The following is a 22,368-nucleotide window of genomic DNA, read 5'->3' on the forward strand; positions in this document are numbered from 1 at the left end:
TCCATAACTTTTTACAGATTTTAGTCAACAGTTGTTAACTCTTCATCTCTAACAGGACTAATCAATATGTAATTTATAATAGAGTCTTGGATAGAGGGAAAAATTAGGAGGTAAGTTTAGGCTTGTTTAATAGATTTGATATTAAACTCTATTTTACCTCATCTGGGGACAATTATTATTCCGGACTTCACATAAAAAATAGTACTATTTGAAAATAAACTTAGTAATCAATTTAGTACATATCCTATATTGATTGTCAAGTCAAATAAATTTGATGAAGCGACAACTAATAAAAGCGATGGCAAACTAGCTGAATCAAAATATTTACTATTATAAAATTTAGGAGTTTTTAGCTATAGCTAAAGCGATAGCTTTTTTTCCTATCTAGTTGATTAGTAATAAAAAGATATCAGTAAAAATATAGGGTATAGCTTTTGTGCTGTAGCTCAATATCAATAAAGTTATGAATGTTGATTTATCTATCTCTTTTGCCTCAAAATTTTGTTGTGTCATAGGATTGACAACTTTTGATACTGAATATTTTTTATGATAAATTCATCCATTATCACCAAGACTACCTAACCGAAAGACATACTATATCCCCCTACAAAATGAAACTAGAATCACATCAGTTTATTCGCTATTTTGAACCTGAGCAAGCTGCACAAATTTCCCAGATTGCTATTATTAAAAAATTTAATCCCCGAGAGATTATTTTTGAAGAAGGTGATGATTCAGATTCTTTATTTTTAGTTCTAGAAGGTGAAGTAGAAGTTAGTAAAAGGAGTGGTGAAGGGAATAATTATGTTGTGATTACATCTGTTAAATCTAATGGTTATTTGGGAGAGTTAGGGATTATAGATAGAAAGCCAAGAAGTGCTAGGGTAGTTACATCTAAGGAAACAGTTTTGGCGAAAATTTACTATGAATCCATAACAGAGATATTAGCTAATACAAAAGGAGATATAGTCTTACAAATCTTAAGTTTTTTATCTCAAAGATTGCGAACCGTGACGACTGATTATGTCAATCAATTAGCTTATAAAGAGAAAATGACTTTGATTGGAGAGATGGTAAATACTATTATTCATGATTTTAGAAGTCCTTTTACTGGTATTCAATTATCAAGTTCAATGTTAAAAGAACTCCATCCCGATCAAGAGAGTCAAGAATGGTGCGATCTAATTTCAATGCAAGTTCAGAGAATGTTAAATATGGCAGAAGAAGTGCTTGCTTTTTCTCAGGGGAATACAAAATTATATTGTCAGTTAATTGATATTGCTAAACTCTTACAAAATTTTGCTAAGTTAAACCAGGTCTATATTGATTTTTCTTCTGTAGAATTGATAGTTTCTGTGGAAGAGGGTTTAATCATAAATGCTGATGAAAATAAGATTAACCGTGTCTTACAAAATTTATTATCTAATGCTGTAGAAGCTCTGGATAAATCTGAAGGCAAAATAGAAATCAGAGCTAGAAGAAAAGATCGATTAGTTGAAATTACTTTTTCAGATAATGGTCCTGGTATTCCTCAAGAAATTCAGGATAAATTATTTGAAGCTTTTGTAAGTTATGGAAAACAGGGTGGTATTGGATTGGGAACTGCTATTGTTAAGACAATTATTGATGCCCATAATGGGAAGATTTTCTTTGAATCAAGTCCTTCTACTGGTACAACTTTTTATCTTCATTTTCCCCTAGCTAAAATAGATTGAATTCGGCAAAAATAAACTTAAATATTTACTGGTCATTTCAGTTATCAGTTATCAGTTATCAGTACCTCTGCAATAAGGAAGCTTGACCTTGGCGAATATGCTCTTTTTTTATCCCCTTAAAAGGGGAGGCACATACCCACAATTTTTCGGTAATATTTTAATTTTTAACTTTTGATTTAAAACGGAGTAGGGAGTAGGGAGTAGGGAATAGAAAATAAGAAAAACAACTGTTCCTCAGTAACCTGAGAAACCCTATATTTTAATTTTTAACTTTTGATTTAAAACGGAGTAGGGGGTAGGGAATAGAAAATAAGAAAAACAACTGTTCCTCAGTAACTTGAGAAACCCTATATTTTAATTTTTAACTTTTGATTTAAAACAAGGTGACTGACGATTTCAATAATAATTTGCCTCCATATACTGATATTAAAACGAATACTGAAAATACAGAAATTGACTTATCATTAGCAAGTTTAAGAGAAAAAACAATTCAACAAATTCGTGACAATTTACGACCTGGGCAACAACAAATGGCTGACTGGCAAGGAGGACCTTTAGCAGTTTCAGCAGTTCCTGGGGCAGGAAAATCTTATGGTATGGCAGCAGCAGCAGCTTTAGCGATCGCTCGTTATCAGTTACATAGTAATCGTCAATTAATTGTTGTTACTTTTACCCGTTCTGCAGCTAGTAATATTAAAACTAAAATCCGCAAACATTTAAAGGAATTATCTTTACCTCAAGGCAGTTTCATTGTTCATACTTTACATGGTTTGGCTTTAAGTATTGCCCTACGTCATCCTGAATTATCTGAGTTAGATTTAGAAAATAGTACTTTAATTCTTCCCACTCCAAGCAACAGAATAACTCGTACTTGTGTAGAAAATTGGATTGCCAAAAATCCTAGACATTATCAACTTTTAATTGAAGGAGTTCAATTTGATGGAGAAGAAACTGAACGTTTAAGAAGGCAATCAGTTTTACGCACTGAAGTTTTACCTCAATTAGCTTGGAAAGCAATTCAACAAGCAAAAAGTTCTGGTCTTAAACCAGAAGATTTATGGCAATTACGAGACAAAATTAATGACCATTATCAAGTTGTGACTATTGCTGCTAATTTATATCAAATCTATCAGGAAACATTAAGGGAAAATCAATTAATTGACTATGATGAAATGATTTTAGCAGCGTTGCGGGTATTAGAAAATGAAGGTGCTAGAAAAATGTGGCAAAATCAAGTTTTTGCAGTGTTTGAAGATGAAGCTCAAGATTCTACCCCCTTGCAAACTAAACTTTTAAAAAAACTGGCTCATTCAAGTGAAAATGATGATAGTAATTCAGAAAATAATGGGATTTATCAAGAACATAAATTATCAAAATTAAATAATCTCAACCTCATGCGTGTTGGAGACCCAAATCAAGCAATTAATTCCACATTTACTCCAGCAGACCCAATAGATTTTCGGCAATTTTGTGAAGACTGCGAACAATTAAATAAGTTGGCGACTATGGAACAAGCAGGTCGTAGTTGTCAAAAAATTATAGATGCAGCTAATTTTGTATTGAAATGGGTAAATAATTCAGAATTAACAGGAATAGAAAAACCTTTTCGAGACCAAAATATTCATCTGGCAAATGATAATCCTTCAGCTACTGGTGGTGGTTTAGAAATATATGAACCCCGAGATATTTACCAAACACTTGAGTTGATGGGTAAACGGATAATTAATTTATTTCAAGAAAATCCAAAAGGTAATTTTGCTGTATTAGTACGAGAAAATAAACAAGGTAAATTTATTACAGATACTTTTTCTAATCCGGGAAAATATGGAATAGATATTGATTTAGGCAAACAAAATATTTCAATACATGATGTTTCTCAAGGAGCGCGTCACTCTCAAATTCCAGCAGAAATATTGGCATTAATGCAATTTATTGACCGCCCTCATTCTCCAGATTATTTAAAATCTGCTTTGAAAGTTTTGGGCGATCGACGTTTAATTCCTAAGCAAGATTATAATGTTTTTGCCTCTCAACCAGAACAGTTTCTTTACCCAGGACCTCTCGATCCTTATCAATCAGAAAAGGTGCGTAAATGTCGTGATTTTTGTCGTACTTTACTCAGGGCAAAATCAGAATTACCTTTGTATCAATTAATTTCTTTTCTTGCTTTAGCTTTAAATTATCAACAATCAGATTTAGCAACTGCGGATAAGTTAGCAGAAAGAGTTGCTAAACAAACTTTTGATAATAGTTCGATGAATTCTATTTTAGAAGTTTTAAGTGAAATTGTAGGTTCCGAGAGATTTGAACCTGTTGAAGTGGATGAAGATGCAGAGAAAAATTATACTCGCCCTCAGCAACTTACTATTATTACTATGCATAAAGCTAAAGGTTTAGATTGGGATTATGTCTTTTTACCTTTTTTACATGAAAATATAATTCCTGGTAATTTACGAGTTTTGCCCCAGGTAAGTTTTTTGGGAGAATTTGACTTAGCTGAAGTGGCAAGGGCACAAATTCGCGCCAGTTTACAAGGACAAGATTTACCAGATATTTCTACTGCTTGGAAACAGGCAGAATATTTGAAGACCGCAGAGGAATTTCGGTTACTATATGTGGCTATGACTAGAGCAAAACGTTTGTTGTGGATGTCTGCTGCTAAGTTAGCTCCTTTTACTTGGAATAAACCAGACAATTTACAGGAGCAAAAACCTTGCCCAGTTTTACCTGTTTTAAAGGCTGAGTTTCCTGATAGTTTCAGATAAATTTTAAAGCATCAAAACAGAGTTTCACTATAGTATCGCAGAAGGAAGAAGGAAGAAGAAAGAAGGAAGAAGAAAGAAGGAAAAATCTGACATTGTCTGATTTTTAAGCTTTTTATCTGTCCTAACCTTTCCTGAGACTGCTATAATTAGCGCCTCACATAAATTCTGGATAAATATTTATAATTCCTGCAATTTAGATGTAGATTAAAAGTTTTCCCTCTTCCCTGATTAACTTTTATCAAAAAAAATTAAAATTTATTGCTTTTGCGAGAAAATATAAAAATTTTACTGATAACTGATAACTGATAACTGAAATGACCTATCTTTCTCTTATAAGTAAATGCTAGATTTTCTTAATCATATATCTTAAGGTAAGCGTTCACAAAATTATAAATAAATACAGATCAATTGACCAGATATCCAGATATAAATATAGGAAGTAGTCATATTTAATATAGTTTCACTATAGCAATTCCCCACTCACATAAATTCTGGATAAATATTTATAATTCCTACAATTAGGTGTACATTAAAAGTTTTCTTTCTTTCCTGATTAACTTTTATCAAAAAAAATTAAAATTTATTGCTTTTGGGAGAAAATATAAAAATTTGACCTATCTTACTCTTACCGTAAATGCTAGATTTTCTCAATCATACATCTAAAAGTAAGCGTTCACAAAATTATAAATAAAACAGATCAATTGACCATATATAAATAGAGGAAGTAGTCATATTTAATATAGTTTCACTATAGCAATTCCCCACTCACATAAATTCTGGATAAATATTTATAATTCCTACAATTAGGTGTACATTAAAAGTTTTCTTTCTTTCCTGATTAACTTTTATCAAAAAAAATTAAAATTTATTGCTTTTGGGAGAAAATATAAAAATTTGACCTATCTTACTCTTACCGTAAATGCTAGATTTTCTCAATCATACATCTAAAAGTAAGCGTTCACAAAATTATAAATAAAACAGATCAATTGACCATATATAAATAGAGGAAGTAGTCATATTTAATATAGTTTCACTATAGCAATTCCCCACTCACATAAATTCTGGATAAATATTTATAATTCCTACAATTAGGTGTACATTAAAAGTTTTCTTTCTTTCCTGATTAACTTTTATCAAAAAAAATTAAAATTTATTGCTTTTGGGAGAAAATATAAAAATTTGACCTATCTTACTCTTACCGTAAATGCTAGATTTTCTCAATCATACATCTAAAAGTAAGCGTTCACAAAATTATAAATAAAATATATCAACTGACCATATATAAAAAGAGGAAGTAGTAATATTTAATATAGTTGATTTGACATTGAGAATAAAAACCCTATTTCCAAAATTATATTGACAAAGCAGATAGTATATGTGAGAATCTTTTCAACTTCTAGAGTAGAGGGGATCAATAAATTATTGATGAGATAGGCTTTTTTAATACATTATGCGTATCTACTTAACTCACCCTCCTGAATTAAGTAAAACAATAAAAAATTTGAGTAGTTATACTTCAATTTAACTCAAAAAACAAATTTATGTAAGTATTAATTACTATCAACTATCAAGTTTATTATCCTGGAAATTTATCCCATAATTAACTCATAATTTTTATAGTGATTTTAATCACATTAAAACCAGATAAGGGGTCACATACTCTATGGGAAAAATAGAAGATGATAATAGAAGGTTAAGAGAAGCTAGGAAAAAGAATAACTTCTCTCTCCATAAAAACAATTTACTCTAATTTATTTACTGAAAAGTTATGTACAGCCCCCTAATAAAAAAAGTTATAGCTAAAGCTTGTAATATTAGTATCGATGAATGTGTAGAAGTTCAGAGATTAAAACTAGAAGTTCAAAGATTAACCGAGGAAAATCAAGAACTAACAGAACAATCACAACAATATCAAAAAGAAAATCAAGAACTGCAAAATAAACTAACCAAACTGAGAATGCAGTTAGCAACTCTCTCAGAAGACTCTCCCTCTCTAAACTCCTCTTTATCTGCTAATTTAATACCATCAAAAGAGTCAACCAAAACAACAGTTATTTTAGTTGATTCACCAAGTCCAGAACTAGAAGAAGACCGAGGTAAAGCTGTAGAGTTGCTAAATCAATTACCAAACGGTATGTGGCACGTTAAAGTTGAATCAGGAGTTCAAGTTATTCTGAAACCAGAAGCTCTAAAAGTTCTAGCATAGTTTTCCGTTACTCAGTTTTCTTAATAAAATTCTGAAATGGTTAAAAATTTCTAGAATACTTTTATGTAGAGGTAGGTTGAAATAAAGGCATAAATTCAACCCGCTAAAATACTTATGTCTAATATAACTATCCTCTACTCTAAATATCTTGATAAATAGATAACTGAACTTGATATTACCTATTGAATTTCCTGAAAATTAGGTAATATTTTAGATACAAAAAATTTAGTAAGCTGTTAATAATTTAGGCTATGTATGCCGATTTTTGGAAAGGGAACAGAGAATAAGTGAAGAGAAAAAAATACTCTACCCCATTAATATGAGAACCCTTATAAGGCCAAGAAATAGGTTGTTATAGCAGTCAAAGGAAAGATCGCGGACATATCAAAAGCTTAAAACCCAAACAACGCAAGATTTTTCCTTCTTACTTCTTCTTTCTTCTGCTATAAGCTAAGTGAAATAAATAGTTTTTTTTGCTGCTTTCCTCTCATATAATGTCCGTTTGAACACTTATAAATAACGACCGAGGAATCAGGAGTCAGGAGTAGTGGCGTTAACGATAGTTATGGGCAAGCAAACGCCCATATAGGAGGAAAAAAGAAGAACAGAAGAAGAAAGTTTTTTATCACTAATTAAACGGACATGATATCACTAATCTTTCCCATGTATAATTTTTTCTACTTTGGAATTTGGAATGGGGATATAACTTCTGCCTTTAAATAAAAATCTTTGGTACTAGACAGTGCAAAGTTCTGGGAATAACTATTGCTAGTCAAGGGTTTCACGGACTCAAGGTTAAAAATTCTCCATTCACAACAGTAGGTACTGTAAACCTTTCCCAGTAACACTTTCAATCTTGAGAGCCAACTGTTTTTTAGCAGAACTTTGTACTCTCCAGTTTGGTATTCTACTTAAATAAAAACAATTCGACCTATCTATTGAACAGAAAAAATGCTCGACAACCAGTCGAACATTTCTTACTTTTAGTAAATCAACAGAATCAGAACTAATTATTTTGCGACAAAGAAAAACTTGGTTGACTAGCTACCGAATTAGTTTCAACAGTGTGAACTAAAACCGAGTTCAACATAGGAGTTTTAACAATAGTATCGTTAGCCAAAGTAAACAAAGGATTAGATAAAATTCCAGCTAAAGACGTTGCTAAAACAGACAAAATCAACCCTACTTGTAAAGGACGCATACCCGAAATATCCCAACGAATAGGAGGATAATTTTTAATCACATCCGACATTTCTTGCGGTTCTTTTACCACCATCATTTTCACCACACGAATGTAGTAGTAAATAGAAGCAACACTGGTAATTAATCCTAACAAAACTAACCAATACAATCCAGCTTGCCAACCTGCCCAAAATAAATAAATCTTGCCAAAGAAACCCGCTAGTGGAGGAATACCACCTAAAGAAAGCAAACAAAGACTTAACCCTAAAGTTAATAACGGGTCTTTTTGATATAACCCTGCATATTCACTAATTTGGTCTGTACCTGTACGGAGAGAAAATAGAATCACACAGGTAAAACCACCCAAATTCATAAACAAGTAAATTAGCAGATAAAATATCATACTAGCGTAACCAGCTTCAGTATTCGCCAAAAGGCCAATCATAATAAAACCTGCTTGTCCAATAGATGAGTAAGCAAGTAGACGTTTCATACTGGTTTGGGCCAGAGCAACCACATTACCCAATACCATACTCAATACAGCAAGGGCAGTAAATACAAAATGCCACTGTTCCAAAACTAAAGGAAAAGCAGTCACCAAAAGACGAATAGCTAGAGCAAAACCAGCCGCTTTAGAACCCACTGAGAGAAAGGCCACAACTGGAGTAGGAGAACCTTCATATACGTCCGGAGTCCATTGATGAAAAGGGACAGCAGAAATTTTGAAAGAAATACCAGCGATCGCGAATACTAAGGCAATAACTAAAGCTAGTGAAACACCGCCACTCGATCCATCAGCAAGACTAGAGGCGATCGCTGTTAACCGAGTTTCTCCACCAGACAAACCATAGAGAAGGGAGATGCCATAGAGAAAAACGGCCGAACTTGCAGCGCCAATGAGTAAATATTTTAATGCTGCTTCATTGGAGCGAGGGTCACGTTTTGTATAACCAGTTAATAAATAAGAGGAGATACTCAGGGTTTCCAGAGAAACAAAAATCATCACCAACTCATCTGCTCCAGAAAGGAACATTGCCCCCAAAGTAGCAGTGAGCAGAATACAAATAAATTCTCCTAGTGGAGTCCCAGTTTGTTCTATGTATGCCACCGACATCAATATGGTGGTAATTGCACACAGAGCAATGATACCTCTAAATACTACACTGAGGGCATCAGCATTAAAGCCTCCCAAAAAACCGATGGTATTTGTACTGTCCCATTGAGTATATAAGGCCACAATAGCGATCAATAGACCTACTATGGCTGCGTAGGGAGTCCATTTAGCAGAAGTACGTCCTACTATGAGGTCTCCAACGAGAACTACAAGTAGGGTAATTATAACTATTGCTTCTGGAAGGATAGTGCCTGCGTTAAGTTGCGCCGCAATGTTAGAGAAATCTATCATGTTAGATAATTTGAAATTTTTTGTGTAAGTAACTAAGAATTTTGACTGATTAATAATCCTTTACAGTAGAGGATTGTAGCGTGTATCCAGAGATTTTTTGGTTTTTTATTAGGTGAGGAAGAAAAAACCAAATGTTTTCTAAATTATTGAAGAAGGAAGAAGCGGTGCGACCCCACGTCGGCGATAGACGCAAGGGAATGCGCACCAAGAGAGGAAGGAAGAAAAAACGGATGGGGACTCAAACCCCAACCAATTGTAAACAAGGTGTAGACGGCCAGAGCTAATTCTTTGTCGTCAGAGAATATTTACAACTCCAGGAATTACGCATTATCATGGTAAAAACACTATATATACCATAGTGCTATAGTTTTTATATACTATATGTAGTGTCTTTCCGTAAGTCCTTAACTCTATATTTTTGGTTAACTAATCCTAGCAAGATGTACGAAATTTCAAAGTATACAATTTTTCTCTAGTGACAATAAATTGACCCTAGGGGTTAGGGGTGGGTTCCCCACTCCCTTTTTCTCTAGTGCAGGATGGCGGAAATAACTGACCAGTTACAAAATCCGAAAACAATTACAAATCAAAAATGATTGACTTTTGACTTTTGATTTTTAACTTCCGCGTAGCGGCACTAGTGACAATAAATTGACCCTGGTGTAGACGGTATACCTTACCCATAAGTCTTGAAACCCTTGTGGGGAGCAGGGGAGCAGGGAGCAGGGGAGAAAGGAGAAAAAATCAATTTAGCTAAGTAAAACTACTGAAGTTGTCAAAAAAAAAGTTTTGACTTTTGATTTTTAACTTCCGCGTAGCGGCACTAGTGACAATAAATTGACCCTGGTGTAGACGGTATACCTTACCCATAAGTCTTGAAACCCTTGTGGGGAGCAGGGGAGCAGGGAGCAGGGGAGAAAGGAGAAAAAATCAATTTAGCTAAGTAAAACTACTGAAGTTGTCAAAAAAAAAGTATGGAAAAATACATTTTTTCTCCCGAAAAAGCCGAGCCAAGACTTACTCATAACTCGTCTTAACAGTCAAGCTTTATGTTAAGAAAGATGTGGGTAATGGATAGGTGTAGACGGCGGGGTATTAAACCCAAAATAAAAAGATAAAATTTAACTTCTAAGGCTTAACTAATATTTAGTATGAGACTGCAAAGTCTACTTAATAAAATTTAATGAACTAGGAGAAACTCTCATTAAGGGATAAAAAAAGATGATTTTCAAAGTCCTTAGTTAACTATATAATTTATTGCTGAATATTTATACATTCATTACTAATCAAGACTTTCAGGCATTTTATTAAAAAGATTTACTCAGAATATTTGTGAATGACTCTACAAGATATAGTTTACTAAAACAAACTTTGTTTTGTGTCTATAGCTAATAGTAACTGACTGTTTTCAGTAACCTGACTGGTTGATTTTTTCTAGCTGTGCTAAATTAAAAATGTAAATTATATAATAAAATTGGAAAAAAAATGTCCATGATGAACAAAAACTCACCAAAAAGTCTAGTTAAATTAAATGAGGTTCATAAAGTCAATATAGAAAAAAGATTAGCTCATCGCCTGGAAGCAGCAAGAGCTAAAGGAAATCAAGATTTAGTTAAAGCTCTGGAATCTGAAAGACAATTACTGGAGTGACTTACCTACACAGATGTATTAGCTTTCTGTGTATGCTTCTTATCTCTTTTAAAGACGGTCAGAACTTCCTTAGAAACAGAAGCGGTTTTAGATTTAGTGATAACCACTTTGTTTTTAGGGTGCTTTGAGGTTTATAGTCACCGAACAAGTCCATCCCGGCTCGTTTCAAATTGATTGCTGCGTTTATATCTCGATCAATTTTCCACTGTAGTTCCCGATCAAAATATTCTCTGATACTGCAATCTGTAAACACAATTTCATCTCTATCATAAAGTCATTGAGATGTATAGTTTGGTTTCCATTCTATCACTCTAGAGTTTCACTTGCCAACATCAAAAGCTTTTGCGACTACCTGAGCTAGGGCGTGTCATCAATAAAAATTTGACATTGAGAGTATAGTATGCTTATGGTTAAGCGTCCAGAATCAAAAAAAATCAGAGCTTCTCTAACATGACTAAACGCTATGGTTTACGAGATTATCAATGGGAAAGAATCAAAAACCTACTACCAGGACGTGAAGGAACTGTAGGAAGGACAGCAAGAGACAATCGCCTATTTGTGGAAGCAGTTTTATATCGCTCTTGAGCTGGAATTCCCTGGAGAGACTTACCAGAACGATTTGGAGATTTTCGTGTTGTCCATACTCGTTTTAGTCGTTGGTCCATTTCAGGGATATGGGTGCATAGTATTTCAAACTTTAGCTGAGGATGCAGATAATGAATATGCCATGATCGACGCAACTATTATTCGTGCTCATACTCGTAGTGCAGGAGCGAAAAATAGCAGCCCTGAACAGGAAGATATTGGCCGTAGTAAGGGAGGATTAACCACCAAAATACATGGAGTAGTAGATGCCCTGGGTAATCCCACCCATTTTTTTTAACTCCAGGTCAAGCATCTGACTTGGACGGAGCAGATGTTTGATTACCGATGGTAGAAGCACAAGCAGTATTAGGGGATAAAGCTTACGATGCTCAGGAGCGGGTGATTATGCCTTTAACCAATAGAGGAATAGAGGTAGTTATTCCCCCGAAAAAAAACAGAAAAGAACTCCGTAACTACGATGAGATATTGTACAAAGCACGTCTATGAATCGAAAATTTCTTTGCCAAACTCAAACAGTATCGAGCGTTGGCGGAGCCTAGCGGCAGCTATATCGCCACAAGGTATGACAAGGGTTCCGTAAACTTTCTGGGAGGAATTCCTACAGGTAGCCTCAGTCATTTTATTGGCATAGCGATCGCCATCTACCTGGAACATACAATACCCATTTTGTCAACCTCCTTAATTGATGACACGCCCTAGTATGTTAAAAATTTGATTAAATGCAGCATCAGCGCCAAGACTTATTTAACCCAGACTTTGAGGATTGACCATTAGGTAAATACTTTCCATCTTCATTTTGTTTGCCTTGATTTGTGCAAGTTAATCCTGCTAAATTTCACAATTCATCAAAAAATACTTTTTTACCTGTCCGACTTAATTTGTCAGCTGTTTTATACTGAAAATATTTACGACTTCTAGCTATTTTTTGATCATTTTACTTTCGCGTTTTGCTAGCTTTCCTCTGGCTTTACTGCCATGTTTACCTTTGTTATGTTATTACCTTGGGATACTTTGGTCAGTTGATCTTGATTTTTTCTTAACGGTTTCAAAGAAGATAATTTATTTCCTGGTGATCTGGCTCAATAACTATTTTTGTCTAGAAAAGCATCTCAATCTATGGGTTTTTCCCAAGATTGACTGATATTCTCAACTTAAATTTATCCACCAACTATCAGTTTTTTTGTTAGTGAAACTTGTTTGATTTGAGTTCGAGCAGGTATTGTTCTAAGGGTTATAGCCTTAATTAAACCTATTTTAGGAATTAAAATATATCACCATTTACCATTAATTTATCAAAACTTTAACCAAGAATCATTACCATGAGGAAAGTTCAATTAACGAGGTCTAGATTGACTTTTCAACCTAGGCTTACCCCTTCGTTTCCTATTACTATCACCTCCTGCTAAAAATCTAGAAAATGTTGTTTCTACTCTTTGACAGATCTATGGCAAAACTGTTGAATAAATTTGGGAAAAATCAAGATATTCAACTTTGGTAATTGCTTCTTCTGGTTGTAGTAATTTGGTTGATCTTTTAACTTTAGTAAATTACAAATTAGAGGGCAGACATTGACTGGACATCTGTTTTGCTCCGATCATTCAAAGCCTTCTCCTAGGATTCTGTTGTACCAATATAGACAAATCCTGAGCCAGTTGTTTAGTATTAACTTCTGGCACGTTTGCTGGATATATAAGATATTGGTAAGTATATTTCATTGGCGATCTTCTTCAAGAAATTTCTCGAACTATTGGTTGCCCATTCTGAATTTCTCCTACTAAAATTACATCAGCAACCCCTACAAATAAACCATTTTCCAAAACACCAGGAATATTATTTAAACTCTTTTCTAATTCAGCAGGGTTATCAATAGAATTAAACTTAACATCAATAACCAGATTACCCTCATCCGTAACTACAGGTCCAGCTTTCTTAACACCCATCCGAACTTCTGGTTGACCACCAAGTTTTTCAATCCCCCGAATTACAGGAGTCATTGCCATCGGTATAACTTCTACCGGGAGCAAAAAAGTAGAACCCAACCTATCTACTAATTTAGAACTATCTACCACTACAATAAACTGTTCTGCCAGACAGTCCACAATTTTTTCACGGGTATGAGCTGCTCCACCACCCTTGATGAGATTTTTCTGTGGGTCAACTTCATCAGCACCATCAATTGCAATATCCATGTGGTCAACTTCATCAAGGGTGGTTAATGGTACACCATACTTTTTAGCCAATACATTTGACTGAAAGGAGGTAGGGATACCTTTAATATCCTTTAGTTGGCCACTTTGTAGGCGTTCCCCCAAAAACTGGATCATATAGGCAGCGGTCGATCCTGTGCCTAACCCCACTATCATTCCAGATTTAATGCGGTCAGCAGCAGCTTTACCGACTTGCTGTTTCATTAATTTTGTGGGGTCTTGTTCTGTTATCATACCTTAATACTCCAGATCAAATTATCAGCACTGTCTAACTTACCTAAACTAATTGGCAGGTTAAAGTCAAGTATGCTTTTTTCTCTATTGCTATAAATACCATGATAATTGAATGGCTACAATTCAAGATCGAAGATAGTTTAAAAGAAGAATTTCTCCAAAAGGATCGAGAAATTTGGACATCTTTCCTAGCTTTACAAATGGGTTTTTTAAAAAAAGAAGTCTGGCTTGATAGCTACAGAGGAAATGAAGTTATTATCGTAGTTTACTGGGAGAGTCGAGAGCAATGGAAGTCTATTTCACAAGTTTTATTAGAGGAAACTGAATCTAAGTTTAGGGAAGGACTTGGGATGGAGAATTACTCCTTGTTAGACTGTAGAGAATATGAAGTTGACGCAACTTACCCACAAGGCCCACATTCGTTTTCAGTGTAGAGTTTTAATATTTGTAGAATTACAAAACTTAGGCAAAAACATCCTAAAAAAGCACTAATTACAGTAGGGAATGCCTAGTGTCGCTATGGGGAGGTTAAAAGTCATGCATTTGAAAGCGAGTGCTAATTGGCGAGGTTTCCTATGGCGCTTTTAAAGTGCGGAAATGGTTCCGCACACATCGCCTCAAGAATTTAAGACGCACATCTGACAGTCAATCATTTTTGATTTGTATTGTTTTAGGATTTTGTAACTGGTCAGTTATTTCCGCCATCCTGCACTAGATGAACTTATTCTAGTTATTGCCAAGAATTAACAAAAAATTAAGTGCAGTCTCAAGTATTACCCCTGTAAGGGTTTACCATGAAAATGTTACCTGAAAATTATTTCAAGACAGCCAATAAACTTAAAGATTCTGGACAACTTTATACAGCAATGGTTGCTTATCAAAAAGTTTTAACTATTAAACCAGACTATGTTGAAGCTTACAAGAAGTTAGCTGAGGTATATTTGCTACAAGGTAATTTTGATGCAGTGATCGCTTGTTGCAAAGAAGTACTTAAAGTTCAACCTCAGTTGACTTCTGTGTATTTAATTTTGGGAAATATTTTTCAAGAGAAAAATCAATTTGAACAGGCAATTAATGCTTATTTTCAGGCGTTAAAGTTACAACCTAATTTGGCAGAAGTTTATGTTTATCTTGGCAGTATTTATAATCGACGGGGACAGTTGGATTTAGCAATTTTTAATTATGAAAGGGCGCTGGAGATTAATCCAAATATTCCATCTGTTCGATTGATATTGGGAAATATATTTATTGAAAGAAGGGAATTTGAGCGGGCGATTTTTTGTTATCAAATTTTTCAGCAACTAGAACCGGAAAACCCTCAAGTTTATTTTAAATTGGGTGGTGTTTTTACTCTCCAGAATGATTTTGAAGCTGCTCTTGATTATTATCAAAAATCTTTATCTATTAAACCAAATTATCAAGAGGCTTTTGCTGAATTATATAGATTGCTAAAGCCTGAGATTACTGAGCAAGAATTGGGTATTTTATTCACAGAATGGCAAGATTTTGCATTGGCAAATAATCATAATATAGAGAGATATATTGATTCAGTAATTGAGGTTGAAGAAGGAAGAAGCGGTGCGACCCCGCATCGGCGACAGATGCAAGGGGTCATATCCGGCGACGACAACAGTCGTAAGGGAATGCTGACCAAGGGAGGGAATGGGCACCAAGAGAGGAAGAAGGAAAAAGGAAGAAGGAAAAAGTGGATGGGGACTCAAACCTCAACCAATTGTAAATACCCTGTAGACGGTGGGGTATTAAACCCAAAAGAAAAAGATAAATCAATAGAGCAAAAATTTGAAGCTTTTGAGAATAATACCGATAATTTCCCCGGTTTAAACCAAGTCAAGAAAAATCAGGATAAATTCATTCAAGGTAAAACCTTTAAACACCAAGAATTAGAAACAGAAAAATATCTTGATTCAGTAATTCAGCATCAATCAAGTCAATATCTAGAACAGGAAAAATTCACAGTATATCCAAATCGAGAAATTATTGAATCTGATGAAGACCATGAAATTCAAGCTACTACTTTAAATCTAATTCCAGAGCAAAAATTTGAAGCTTTTGAGAATAATAACGATAATTTGCCCGGTTTAAACCAAGTCAAAAAAAATCAGGAAAAACTCAGTCAAAGTCAAACCTTTAAAGACCAAGAATCAGAAACAGAATTTGTCAAAAAACTCTTAAAATATCCCGCAGCAGAAACTTATAGAAATCAAGCCGATATTGCTCTCGGACAAGGAGATTTAACAGTAGCAATCGCTCACTGTAAAGAAGCTTTAAAAATTCAACCAGATTATGCTCCATGTTATGTAACTTTAGGAAATGCTTTTTACAGACAAAATAATTTAGCAGCAGCTTTGTCTGCTTATAATCTGGCATTAGAAATTGAACCGGAAGTTGCAGAAGTTTATGGAAATGTGGGTAGTGTCTATTTGCAGTTAGGTCAACATAAACAAGCACTGTTTTATTATCAAAAGGCTGTTTATTTAAAACCAGATTTGCCTGGTATTTATTGGAATATTGGTAAACTATTTCAATATTTAGGAAAAGTTGATGAAGCTCTGGAATCTTGGGAAAAAGCATTAGAAATTCAACCAGATATAGTAGAGGCAGATTTTCACTTTAAATTAGGCAATACCCTAGTTAAACTGAGTAGAATTAACGACGCAGTTAGAAGTTATCAAAGAGCTATTAATCTCAAACCAGATTATACCGAAGCTTATAGTAATCTAGCTAATATTTTAGGTAAACAAGGAGATAGAGAAGCAGCAGCAAAATATTATCAGAAAGCATTAAATATTAATCCAGAACTCAAACACTTACATGAAAAACTAGCTAATAATTTCTTGTTAAAAGGAGACTACGATCGGGCAATTTATCATTATCAAATAGCCATTAAATATAATCCTAATTCCTATGATGCTTATGCCAACTTAGGAACAGCACTTTCCAATAAAGGATTATTAAAATCAGCACTAGAAAAATATCATCAAGCATTAGAACTTAAACCAAACTGGGCAGAAGTATATTCTCGCATCGGACATATTATTAAACAAGAAAAAATGGAAGAAGCGATCGCTTTGTTTGAAAAAGCTATCGAACTTAAACCACAATTTGTTGAAGCACATCAACAATTATGCGATTTACTCAGCCATACAACTAAACTTGCCCAAGCTAGAAAAGCAGCCGATAATTTTTGTAATTCTTGTGGAGAAATAGCTCCTATTCTTTCAGGTACTGCCTTTTTATTCGCCTATTTTCAATCTGGAGTAAGTGACATGGCAAACTCCAAACTTTCACAAGTAGAAAAATTTTCTTATCAAAACTGTGAAACCTTCAGCGAAGTAGAAATAAAACTACTCTATGAAATTTTCTTATTTGCCGTACCTCACCTCCGGGATAACTTAGAAGGAAACGCTAAATTTTACAAATTAATAGCCAAACAATATTATCAAAATATAATCAAAAACTATCCAACTCCAAAAACTCATATTTCTAATTCCCAACCCCTGAAAATAGGATTCCTTTCCAAACATTTTCGTCGTCATTCTGTAGGTTGGTGTAGCGAAGCCTTAATTCGAGAACTATCTCAAATTACACCTCACGTTCATCTATATATTACAGGTTCGTTGAAGCGAGATGATATTACTCAAAAATTTGAACAAATGTCTGTCAAAACCTATTGGCCGAAAAAGTATCCTAATGGGTTCCCATCCTATGAAGAAATTGTCGAACAAACATTAGAAGACAAGTTAGATGTAATAGTAGATTTAGATTCAATGACATTGCCAGTAAATGTACATATTATTCATGAACAACCAGCACAAGTTTGTGTTTCCTGGTTAGGTTTTGATGCGCCCTATATTTCTGAAAGTAATTACTTTTTATGTGACTGGTATACCCATCCTCAAGGAAGAGAAAAACATTATCTAGAAAAATTAGTTAGATTGCCAGAAACATCTGTAGCTGTGGATGGGTTTGATAGTCGTTCGGTTGATAGAAATGCGACTAGAAATACTCTCGGAATTGATTCAGATAAAATGGTTTATTTGTGTATAGCTCCGGGGCGAAAAACTAATCCAGAAATGGTACGCGCTCAATTAAAAATTTTGCAACATACACCAGAAAGTATATTAATTCGTAAAGGTCAAGGAGATGTAGATGTAATTTATCAAACCTATCTTCAAGAATCTGAAAATTTAGGGGTAGACTTTAATCGAATTATCTTTTTAGGTCAAACTCAAACAGAAGAAGAACATCGAGCAATTTATCAGATAGCAGATGTTTTATTAGATTCTTATCCCTACAATGGAGGTACTCATAATTTGGAAGCTTTATGGGCAAATTTACCAATAATAACTAGAGCTGGAGAACAATATTTGTCTAGAATGGGTTACTCATTTTTGCAAAATGTAAATTTGGATATAGGAGTAGCTTGCAGTTGGGAAGAATATACAGAATGGGGAATTAAATTAGGTAAAGATTTAGGTTTAAGAAATTCAGTGCGGGAGCATTTGCAGAGGTCAAAAAATCCAGATAATTTAGCGCCTTTGTGGAATCCTAAAAAATTGGCAAAACAGATGTATCAGATATTTGTTGAACTCAGAAATAAGTAACAAGGAAGATGGAAAAGGTAGATGAGGCATTGGCTGAACTTTAAGAAAATTAATCACAGGAATTGATTTAAGTAGTGGTTAAACTATTTCCCATTGAAACGATTTACCCCTAATTCTGGGAAAGCTGACAGAAAAAAGATAATAGGGAACATAAAAATTAAATGCCTTTTAGCTTATCCTGTGTATTCTGGTAGAGAAGCAAACCTGAAAATAGTTTTCACGATTGAGTTATCAGATTTTAGATCGAGCTTTAGGTATTGCCTCCTAAATTGACTATTCATTCAACTCAAACGTCTCAGTTATTGAATATATATTTTGATTTAACTCCAACGTCTTAGTTATGAGATTTTAGATAAAACTCTGAGCGTAGGCCTCTATCACTAACTATATATTTGGACTTAACTATAACGTCTTAGTTATGAGATTTTAGATATAGGTCTGGATAGAACTTCCTTTGACTAATGATTTACTTTGACTTAACTGCAACGTCTTAGTTATGAGATTTTAGATATAGGTCTGGATAGAACTTCCTTTGACTGATGATTTACTTTGACTTAACTGCAACGTCTTAGTTATCAGATTTTAGATAAAACTCTGAGCGTAGGCCTCTATCACTAACTATATATTTGGACTTAACTATAACGTCTTAGTTATGAGATTTTAGATACAGGTCTGGATAGAACATCCTTTGACTGATGATTTACTTTGACTTAACTGCAACGTCTTAGTTATCAGATTTTAGATACAGGTCTGGATAGAACATCCTTTGACTGATGATTTACTTTGACTTAACTGCAACGTCTTAGTTATCAGATTTTAGATAAAACTCTGAGCGATCGCCTCCTGAGCAGACTATATATTTAGACTTAACTATAACGTCTTAGTTATCAGATTTTAGATAAAACTCTGAGCGATCGCCTCCTGAGCAGACTATTGCTTCAACCCAAAGAACCTATCCCACTATTTTTAACAAACTTATTTCTTTAAGTAAAATGTGTTTAAAAAACTGAATTTTTGGTTTTTAACTCTCAAAACATTTAGGGTTTTTAGCAAAAATCTTATTAGTGGGATAGGTTGAACCCAAACGTCTGAGTTAAATTTTGACTAGAACTTCTGACTCAGGTGGTCAAATACCACTGAAATTTATAGTTGAGATTCATCACTCAACCTTGTTGCTGTTTAAAATTCAACTTACTGCCAACTTTTCACAAATTTTCTAATAGACGAACATACTCTTTAGCAGTCTCTCTCCAAGTCCAATGAGAAAAACGTTTATCTACTTCTTCAGCAGACAACTTACTCTTAGGATGTAGAATAAATTTCTCCATACAATCTGCTAAAGCATCCACATCACCCACAGAGAAAAAATCTACCATATCCTCACATTTATAAAGTTCTACTTGCTCCTGAAAAACTTCTAAATCTGACACAATAGCAGGCAAACCTCGAACAACTGCCTCAGATAAAGCCAAACCAAAACCTTCATATTTAGAAGGAAAAACTACACAGGAAGATTTCCGATACCATTTTTCTACCTCTTCATCGGAACAATATCCTAACCCCTCAAAATATTCCTGCATTATATTCTGATTATTCAGAGATATTTCCTGACATTGATTCAAATAATCAATATACTCTTGACTATTAGCTTGCTGAGATAAACTAATATTTCCAGAAATCAAGTTATCAGTTTCTTTACCAATCAAAACTATTTTAAACTTCAGATTTTTTTGAGCAAGCTTAATACCTGCTTTTAACAGAGTTAAGTGGTCTTTGTAAATACCAAAAGAAGAAGGCAAATAAAATATTGGTAATCCTTCATTAGATTCATGGGAATTTTCTGCTATGGTCAACAACTTCTGTGAAGTATTTGACTTAGTAGGAAAACCAGAGTTAGGTATAGGTGTAATCTTGCTAGTAAACTCCGGAAAAACCGAGATAATATCTTTGCGAGTTTTTTCAGAAACAGTAAAAACAATATCAACCTTCCTCAGCCATTCCAATAAACTTAAATCGTATTTTCTAACATAAGATTCTGGATAACTTAGAGGTGCAAATCTCCAGAATACATCATGGCTTACCATTGCTAAAGGAATATCAAGACCGGGTGGAGTTAATTGATTAGTTAAAAAGTACAAACAATGAGTAGCTTGATAACGATTAGCTAAATATCTAATACTCAACTTCTTCTTATATTTACGGCGGATACTCTTAAAAAATCTTTGGATTTTTTTTGCTTTAACATTACCTGATAAAGACGAAAACTTATTAATTACAGAAAGTATTCGAGACTGTAAAGATTTAGGAGGTAATGTAAATGATTCATATTTGATTATTGGAGACTTCGGTAACTTTTCTTGAAAATAAGCAATCTCCTTTTTTGGCAAAATTAATATTATTTCTTCTACTTGTTCAATTAGCTCTTCAATGGTTCCACAAATTACTCTTTCAACTCCACCTTTACGATAAAACTCGATAGGAATTATCAATTTCATGGTTGCTCCAACATTTAATATTTGTTTTACCCCAAATTGATTACCAACTCAACTAATTATTATGAAGTTTTGCCAAAATATCTTTAAAATAGCAAATTTTTGACTATAGAGTTTGAAGGGGAGCTAAATTTCTATGATGGTTTAAGTTACATAACATAAAGCTCCCTGAGAAAGATAGGACAAAAACTCAATTTTTCCGTTAACTTTGTTCGCTCAAAGCCAATATTTTGAAATAAAATCATAGTGTCCAGCTTGCTCAGGTGGATACCATCCTTGCTCTATTTTTTCGATAATATTTGGCAAAGCTCCGATAAATTCTGGACTTCGATCTTTAGGATGAATTGTCCACGCCTTGGGGGAACTCATAGTTGCTCGTACATAGTCAGTTTTCTCTAACTGCATAGATACCATAACCTCCCAAGAATCCAGCTTGCCTTTGCCAGTATAGTAGTTTAAGAGGGTTTTTAGACTTAGTGGCATTTGATTAAGAAACTTGTTTTTGTAAGAACGCCACAAAATGGGCAATGGCAGTAACTTGTCAAAGCGTTTATGGTTAATCAGATATACCCTACTGCTGAAAAATTGAAATTTATAGAACCCCCCTGCTTCTGGTTTTAGGGACTGATTTTTTTGGTACATAATACCATCCTCAGTTGGTGGCCCTGTCAATGGTCTAATTGCCATTATCTCCGGATGTTGCTCCATTAACTTGATACCTTCATCTATCCAACTATAATCTGGTTCTTGATGTAGAAGCATATCACTGTCATAATGCAACATATAATCTCCTGGTACAGATTCTATGTGAAAAATTGACCCTAAGATCGGATAACCTCTATAGTTATGGGTGGGTTTAATCGGACTACCAAAATGTTTTTGGTACATTTGTTGTTGATAAGTTTTGTCATAGTTAATATCCACAACTTTATCTACAATACCTTCACTTATCAGTTTGTTACAGCAATCTCTGAGTTCACTTAGAGTACCAACACCAGGACGCATAACTTTATCTCCAGATAGAGGTGCTGTATCCATACACAACACTTTTTGAATAAAATTAAAATTACTCATTCTAACTAGATGAGGAATCGTATGCATCATAAAAGGTATGTCTGTTCTTGCTACTAGAATTGAGAGTGAACAGGTGTTAGATAACATTAATTATACCTCCTTATTAAAACTGCCAGACAGAATAATTATCTCACATTTCATTTCATTATATAATCTGATTTTATTTCAATAAATATCTCCGAAAAAGGATAAAATTTATTACAGAAC

At 34.0% G+C, this 22,368-nt stretch carries 10 protein-coding genes and 1 pseudogene; 7 read left to right on the plus strand and 4 right to left on the minus strand.

What is annotated here, in order from left to right:
* Positions 1 to 611 precede the first annotated feature (611 nt).
* The 3 genes from D5R40_RS01700 (at position 612) to D5R40_RS01710 (ending at position 6,686) form a co-directional block, all read left to right on the plus strand.
* Positions 612 to 1,715 (plus strand): ATP-binding protein, encoded by a 1,104-nt coding sequence (locus D5R40_RS01700; RefSeq protein WP_124144482.1) that lies wholly within the window; start codon positions 612 to 614, stop codon positions 1,713 to 1,715.
* A gap of 383 nt (positions 1,716 to 2,098) precedes the next feature.
* Positions 2,099 to 4,480 carry an ATP-dependent helicase gene (locus tag D5R40_RS01705; protein ID WP_124144481.1) on the plus strand — a complete coding sequence of 794 codons (2,382 nt, stop codon included), beginning with the start codon at positions 2,099 to 2,101 and terminating at the stop codon, positions 4,478 to 4,480.
* Between the two features lie 1,768 nt (positions 4,481 to 6,248).
* Positions 6,249 to 6,686, plus strand: a complete 438-nt coding sequence (locus D5R40_RS01710) for a hypothetical protein (RefSeq protein ID WP_124144480.1) — start codon at positions 6,249 to 6,251, stop codon at positions 6,684 to 6,686.
* A gap of 1,006 nt (positions 6,687 to 7,692) precedes the next feature.
* Here the strand turns inward: D5R40_RS01710 and D5R40_RS01715 are convergent.
* Positions 7,693 to 9,273 (minus strand): NAD(P)H-quinone oxidoreductase subunit N, encoded by a 1,581-nt coding sequence (locus D5R40_RS01715; RefSeq protein WP_375339359.1) that lies wholly within the window; start codon positions 9,271 to 9,273, stop codon positions 7,693 to 7,695.
* 1,491 nt (positions 9,274 to 10,764) lie between these two features.
* Here D5R40_RS01715 and pirA point away from each other — a divergent pair.
* Together pirA and D5R40_RS01720 are read left to right on the plus strand one after the other, a co-directional pair.
* Positions 10,765 to 10,923 carry an arginine synthesis PII-interacting regulator PirA gene (pirA, locus tag D5R40_RS34380; protein WP_161564460.1) on the plus strand — a complete coding sequence of 53 codons (159 nt, stop codon included), beginning with the start codon at positions 10,765 to 10,767 and terminating at the stop codon, positions 10,921 to 10,923.
* A 450-nt stretch (positions 10,924 to 11,373) separates the two neighbouring features.
* Positions 11,374 to 12,126 (plus strand): annotated as a pseudogene (locus D5R40_RS01720) (IS5 family transposase); the annotation flags it as partial.
* A gap of 1,130 nt (positions 12,127 to 13,256) precedes the next feature.
* Here D5R40_RS01720 and rpiA read toward each other — a convergent pair.
* Positions 13,257 to 13,970, minus strand: coding sequence for a ribose-5-phosphate isomerase RpiA (gene rpiA / locus D5R40_RS01725; RefSeq protein WP_124144479.1), 714 nt, complete (start codon positions 13,968 to 13,970; stop codon positions 13,257 to 13,259).
* Positions 13,971 to 14,071: 101 nt separating this feature from the next.
* Between rpiA and D5R40_RS01730 the strand changes: the two genes are divergently transcribed.
* Both D5R40_RS01730 and D5R40_RS01735 read left to right on the plus strand, forming a co-directional pair.
* Positions 14,072 to 14,404 carry a TIGR03792 family protein gene (locus tag D5R40_RS01730; protein WP_124144478.1) on the plus strand — a complete coding sequence of 111 codons (333 nt, stop codon included), beginning with the start codon at positions 14,072 to 14,074 and terminating at the stop codon, positions 14,402 to 14,404.
* Positions 14,405 to 14,764: 360 nt separating this feature from the next.
* Positions 14,765 to 18,595 (plus strand): tetratricopeptide repeat protein, encoded by a 3,831-nt coding sequence (locus D5R40_RS01735; RefSeq protein ID WP_124154167.1) that lies wholly within the window; start codon positions 14,765 to 14,767, stop codon positions 18,593 to 18,595.
* Between the two features lie 1,205 nt (positions 18,596 to 19,800).
* Here the strand turns inward: D5R40_RS01735 and D5R40_RS01740 are convergent.
* Together D5R40_RS01740 and D5R40_RS01745 are read right to left on the minus strand one after the other, a co-directional pair.
* Positions 19,801 to 21,090, minus strand: coding sequence for a glycosyltransferase (locus D5R40_RS01740; RefSeq protein ID WP_124144477.1), 1,290 nt, complete (start codon positions 21,088 to 21,090; stop codon positions 19,801 to 19,803).
* Between the two features lie 213 nt (positions 21,091 to 21,303).
* On the minus strand, positions 21,304 to 22,248 hold the full coding sequence (locus D5R40_RS01745; RefSeq protein WP_124144476.1) for a hypothetical protein: 945 nt from the start codon (positions 22,246 to 22,248) through the stop codon (positions 21,304 to 21,306).
* Between the last annotated feature and the right edge of the window lie 120 nt (positions 22,249 to 22,368).

The organism is Okeania hirsuta (genome assembly GCF_003838195.1).
In the GTDB taxonomy this organism is placed as follows: Bacteria; Cyanobacteriota; Cyanobacteriia; order Cyanobacteriales; family Microcoleaceae; genus Okeania; species Okeania hirsuta.

Excerpts from the sequence above, each read along its gene's own strand:
- D5R40_RS01700 (WP_124144482.1), top strand. The coding sequence starts at position 612 with ATGAAACTAGAATCACATCAGTTTATTCGCTATTTTGAACCTGAGCAA.
- D5R40_RS01710 (WP_124144480.1), top strand. The coding sequence starts at position 6,249 with ATGTACAGCCCCCTAATAAAAAAAGTTATAGCTAAAGCTTGTAATATT.
- D5R40_RS01715 (WP_375339359.1), bottom strand. The coding sequence starts at position 9,273 with ATGATAGATTTCTCTAACATTGCGGCGCAACTTAACGCAGGCACTATC.
- pirA (WP_161564460.1), top strand. The coding sequence starts at position 10,765 with ATGATGAACAAAAACTCACCAAAAAGTCTAGTTAAATTAAATGAGGTT.
- rpiA (WP_124144479.1), bottom strand. The coding sequence starts at position 13,970 with ATGATAACAGAACAAGACCCCACAAAATTAATGAAACAGCAAGTCGGT.
- D5R40_RS01730 (WP_124144478.1), top strand. The coding sequence starts at position 14,072 with ATGATAATTGAATGGCTACAATTCAAGATCGAAGATAGTTTAAAAGAA.
- D5R40_RS01735 (WP_124154167.1), top strand. The coding sequence starts at position 14,765 with ATGAAAATGTTACCTGAAAATTATTTCAAGACAGCCAATAAACTTAAA.
- D5R40_RS01740 (WP_124144477.1), bottom strand. The coding sequence starts at position 21,090 with ATGAAATTGATAATTCCTATCGAGTTTTATCGTAAAGGTGGAGTTGAA.
- D5R40_RS01745 (WP_124144476.1), bottom strand. The coding sequence starts at position 22,248 with ATGTTATCTAACACCTGTTCACTCTCAATTCTAGTAGCAAGAACAGAC.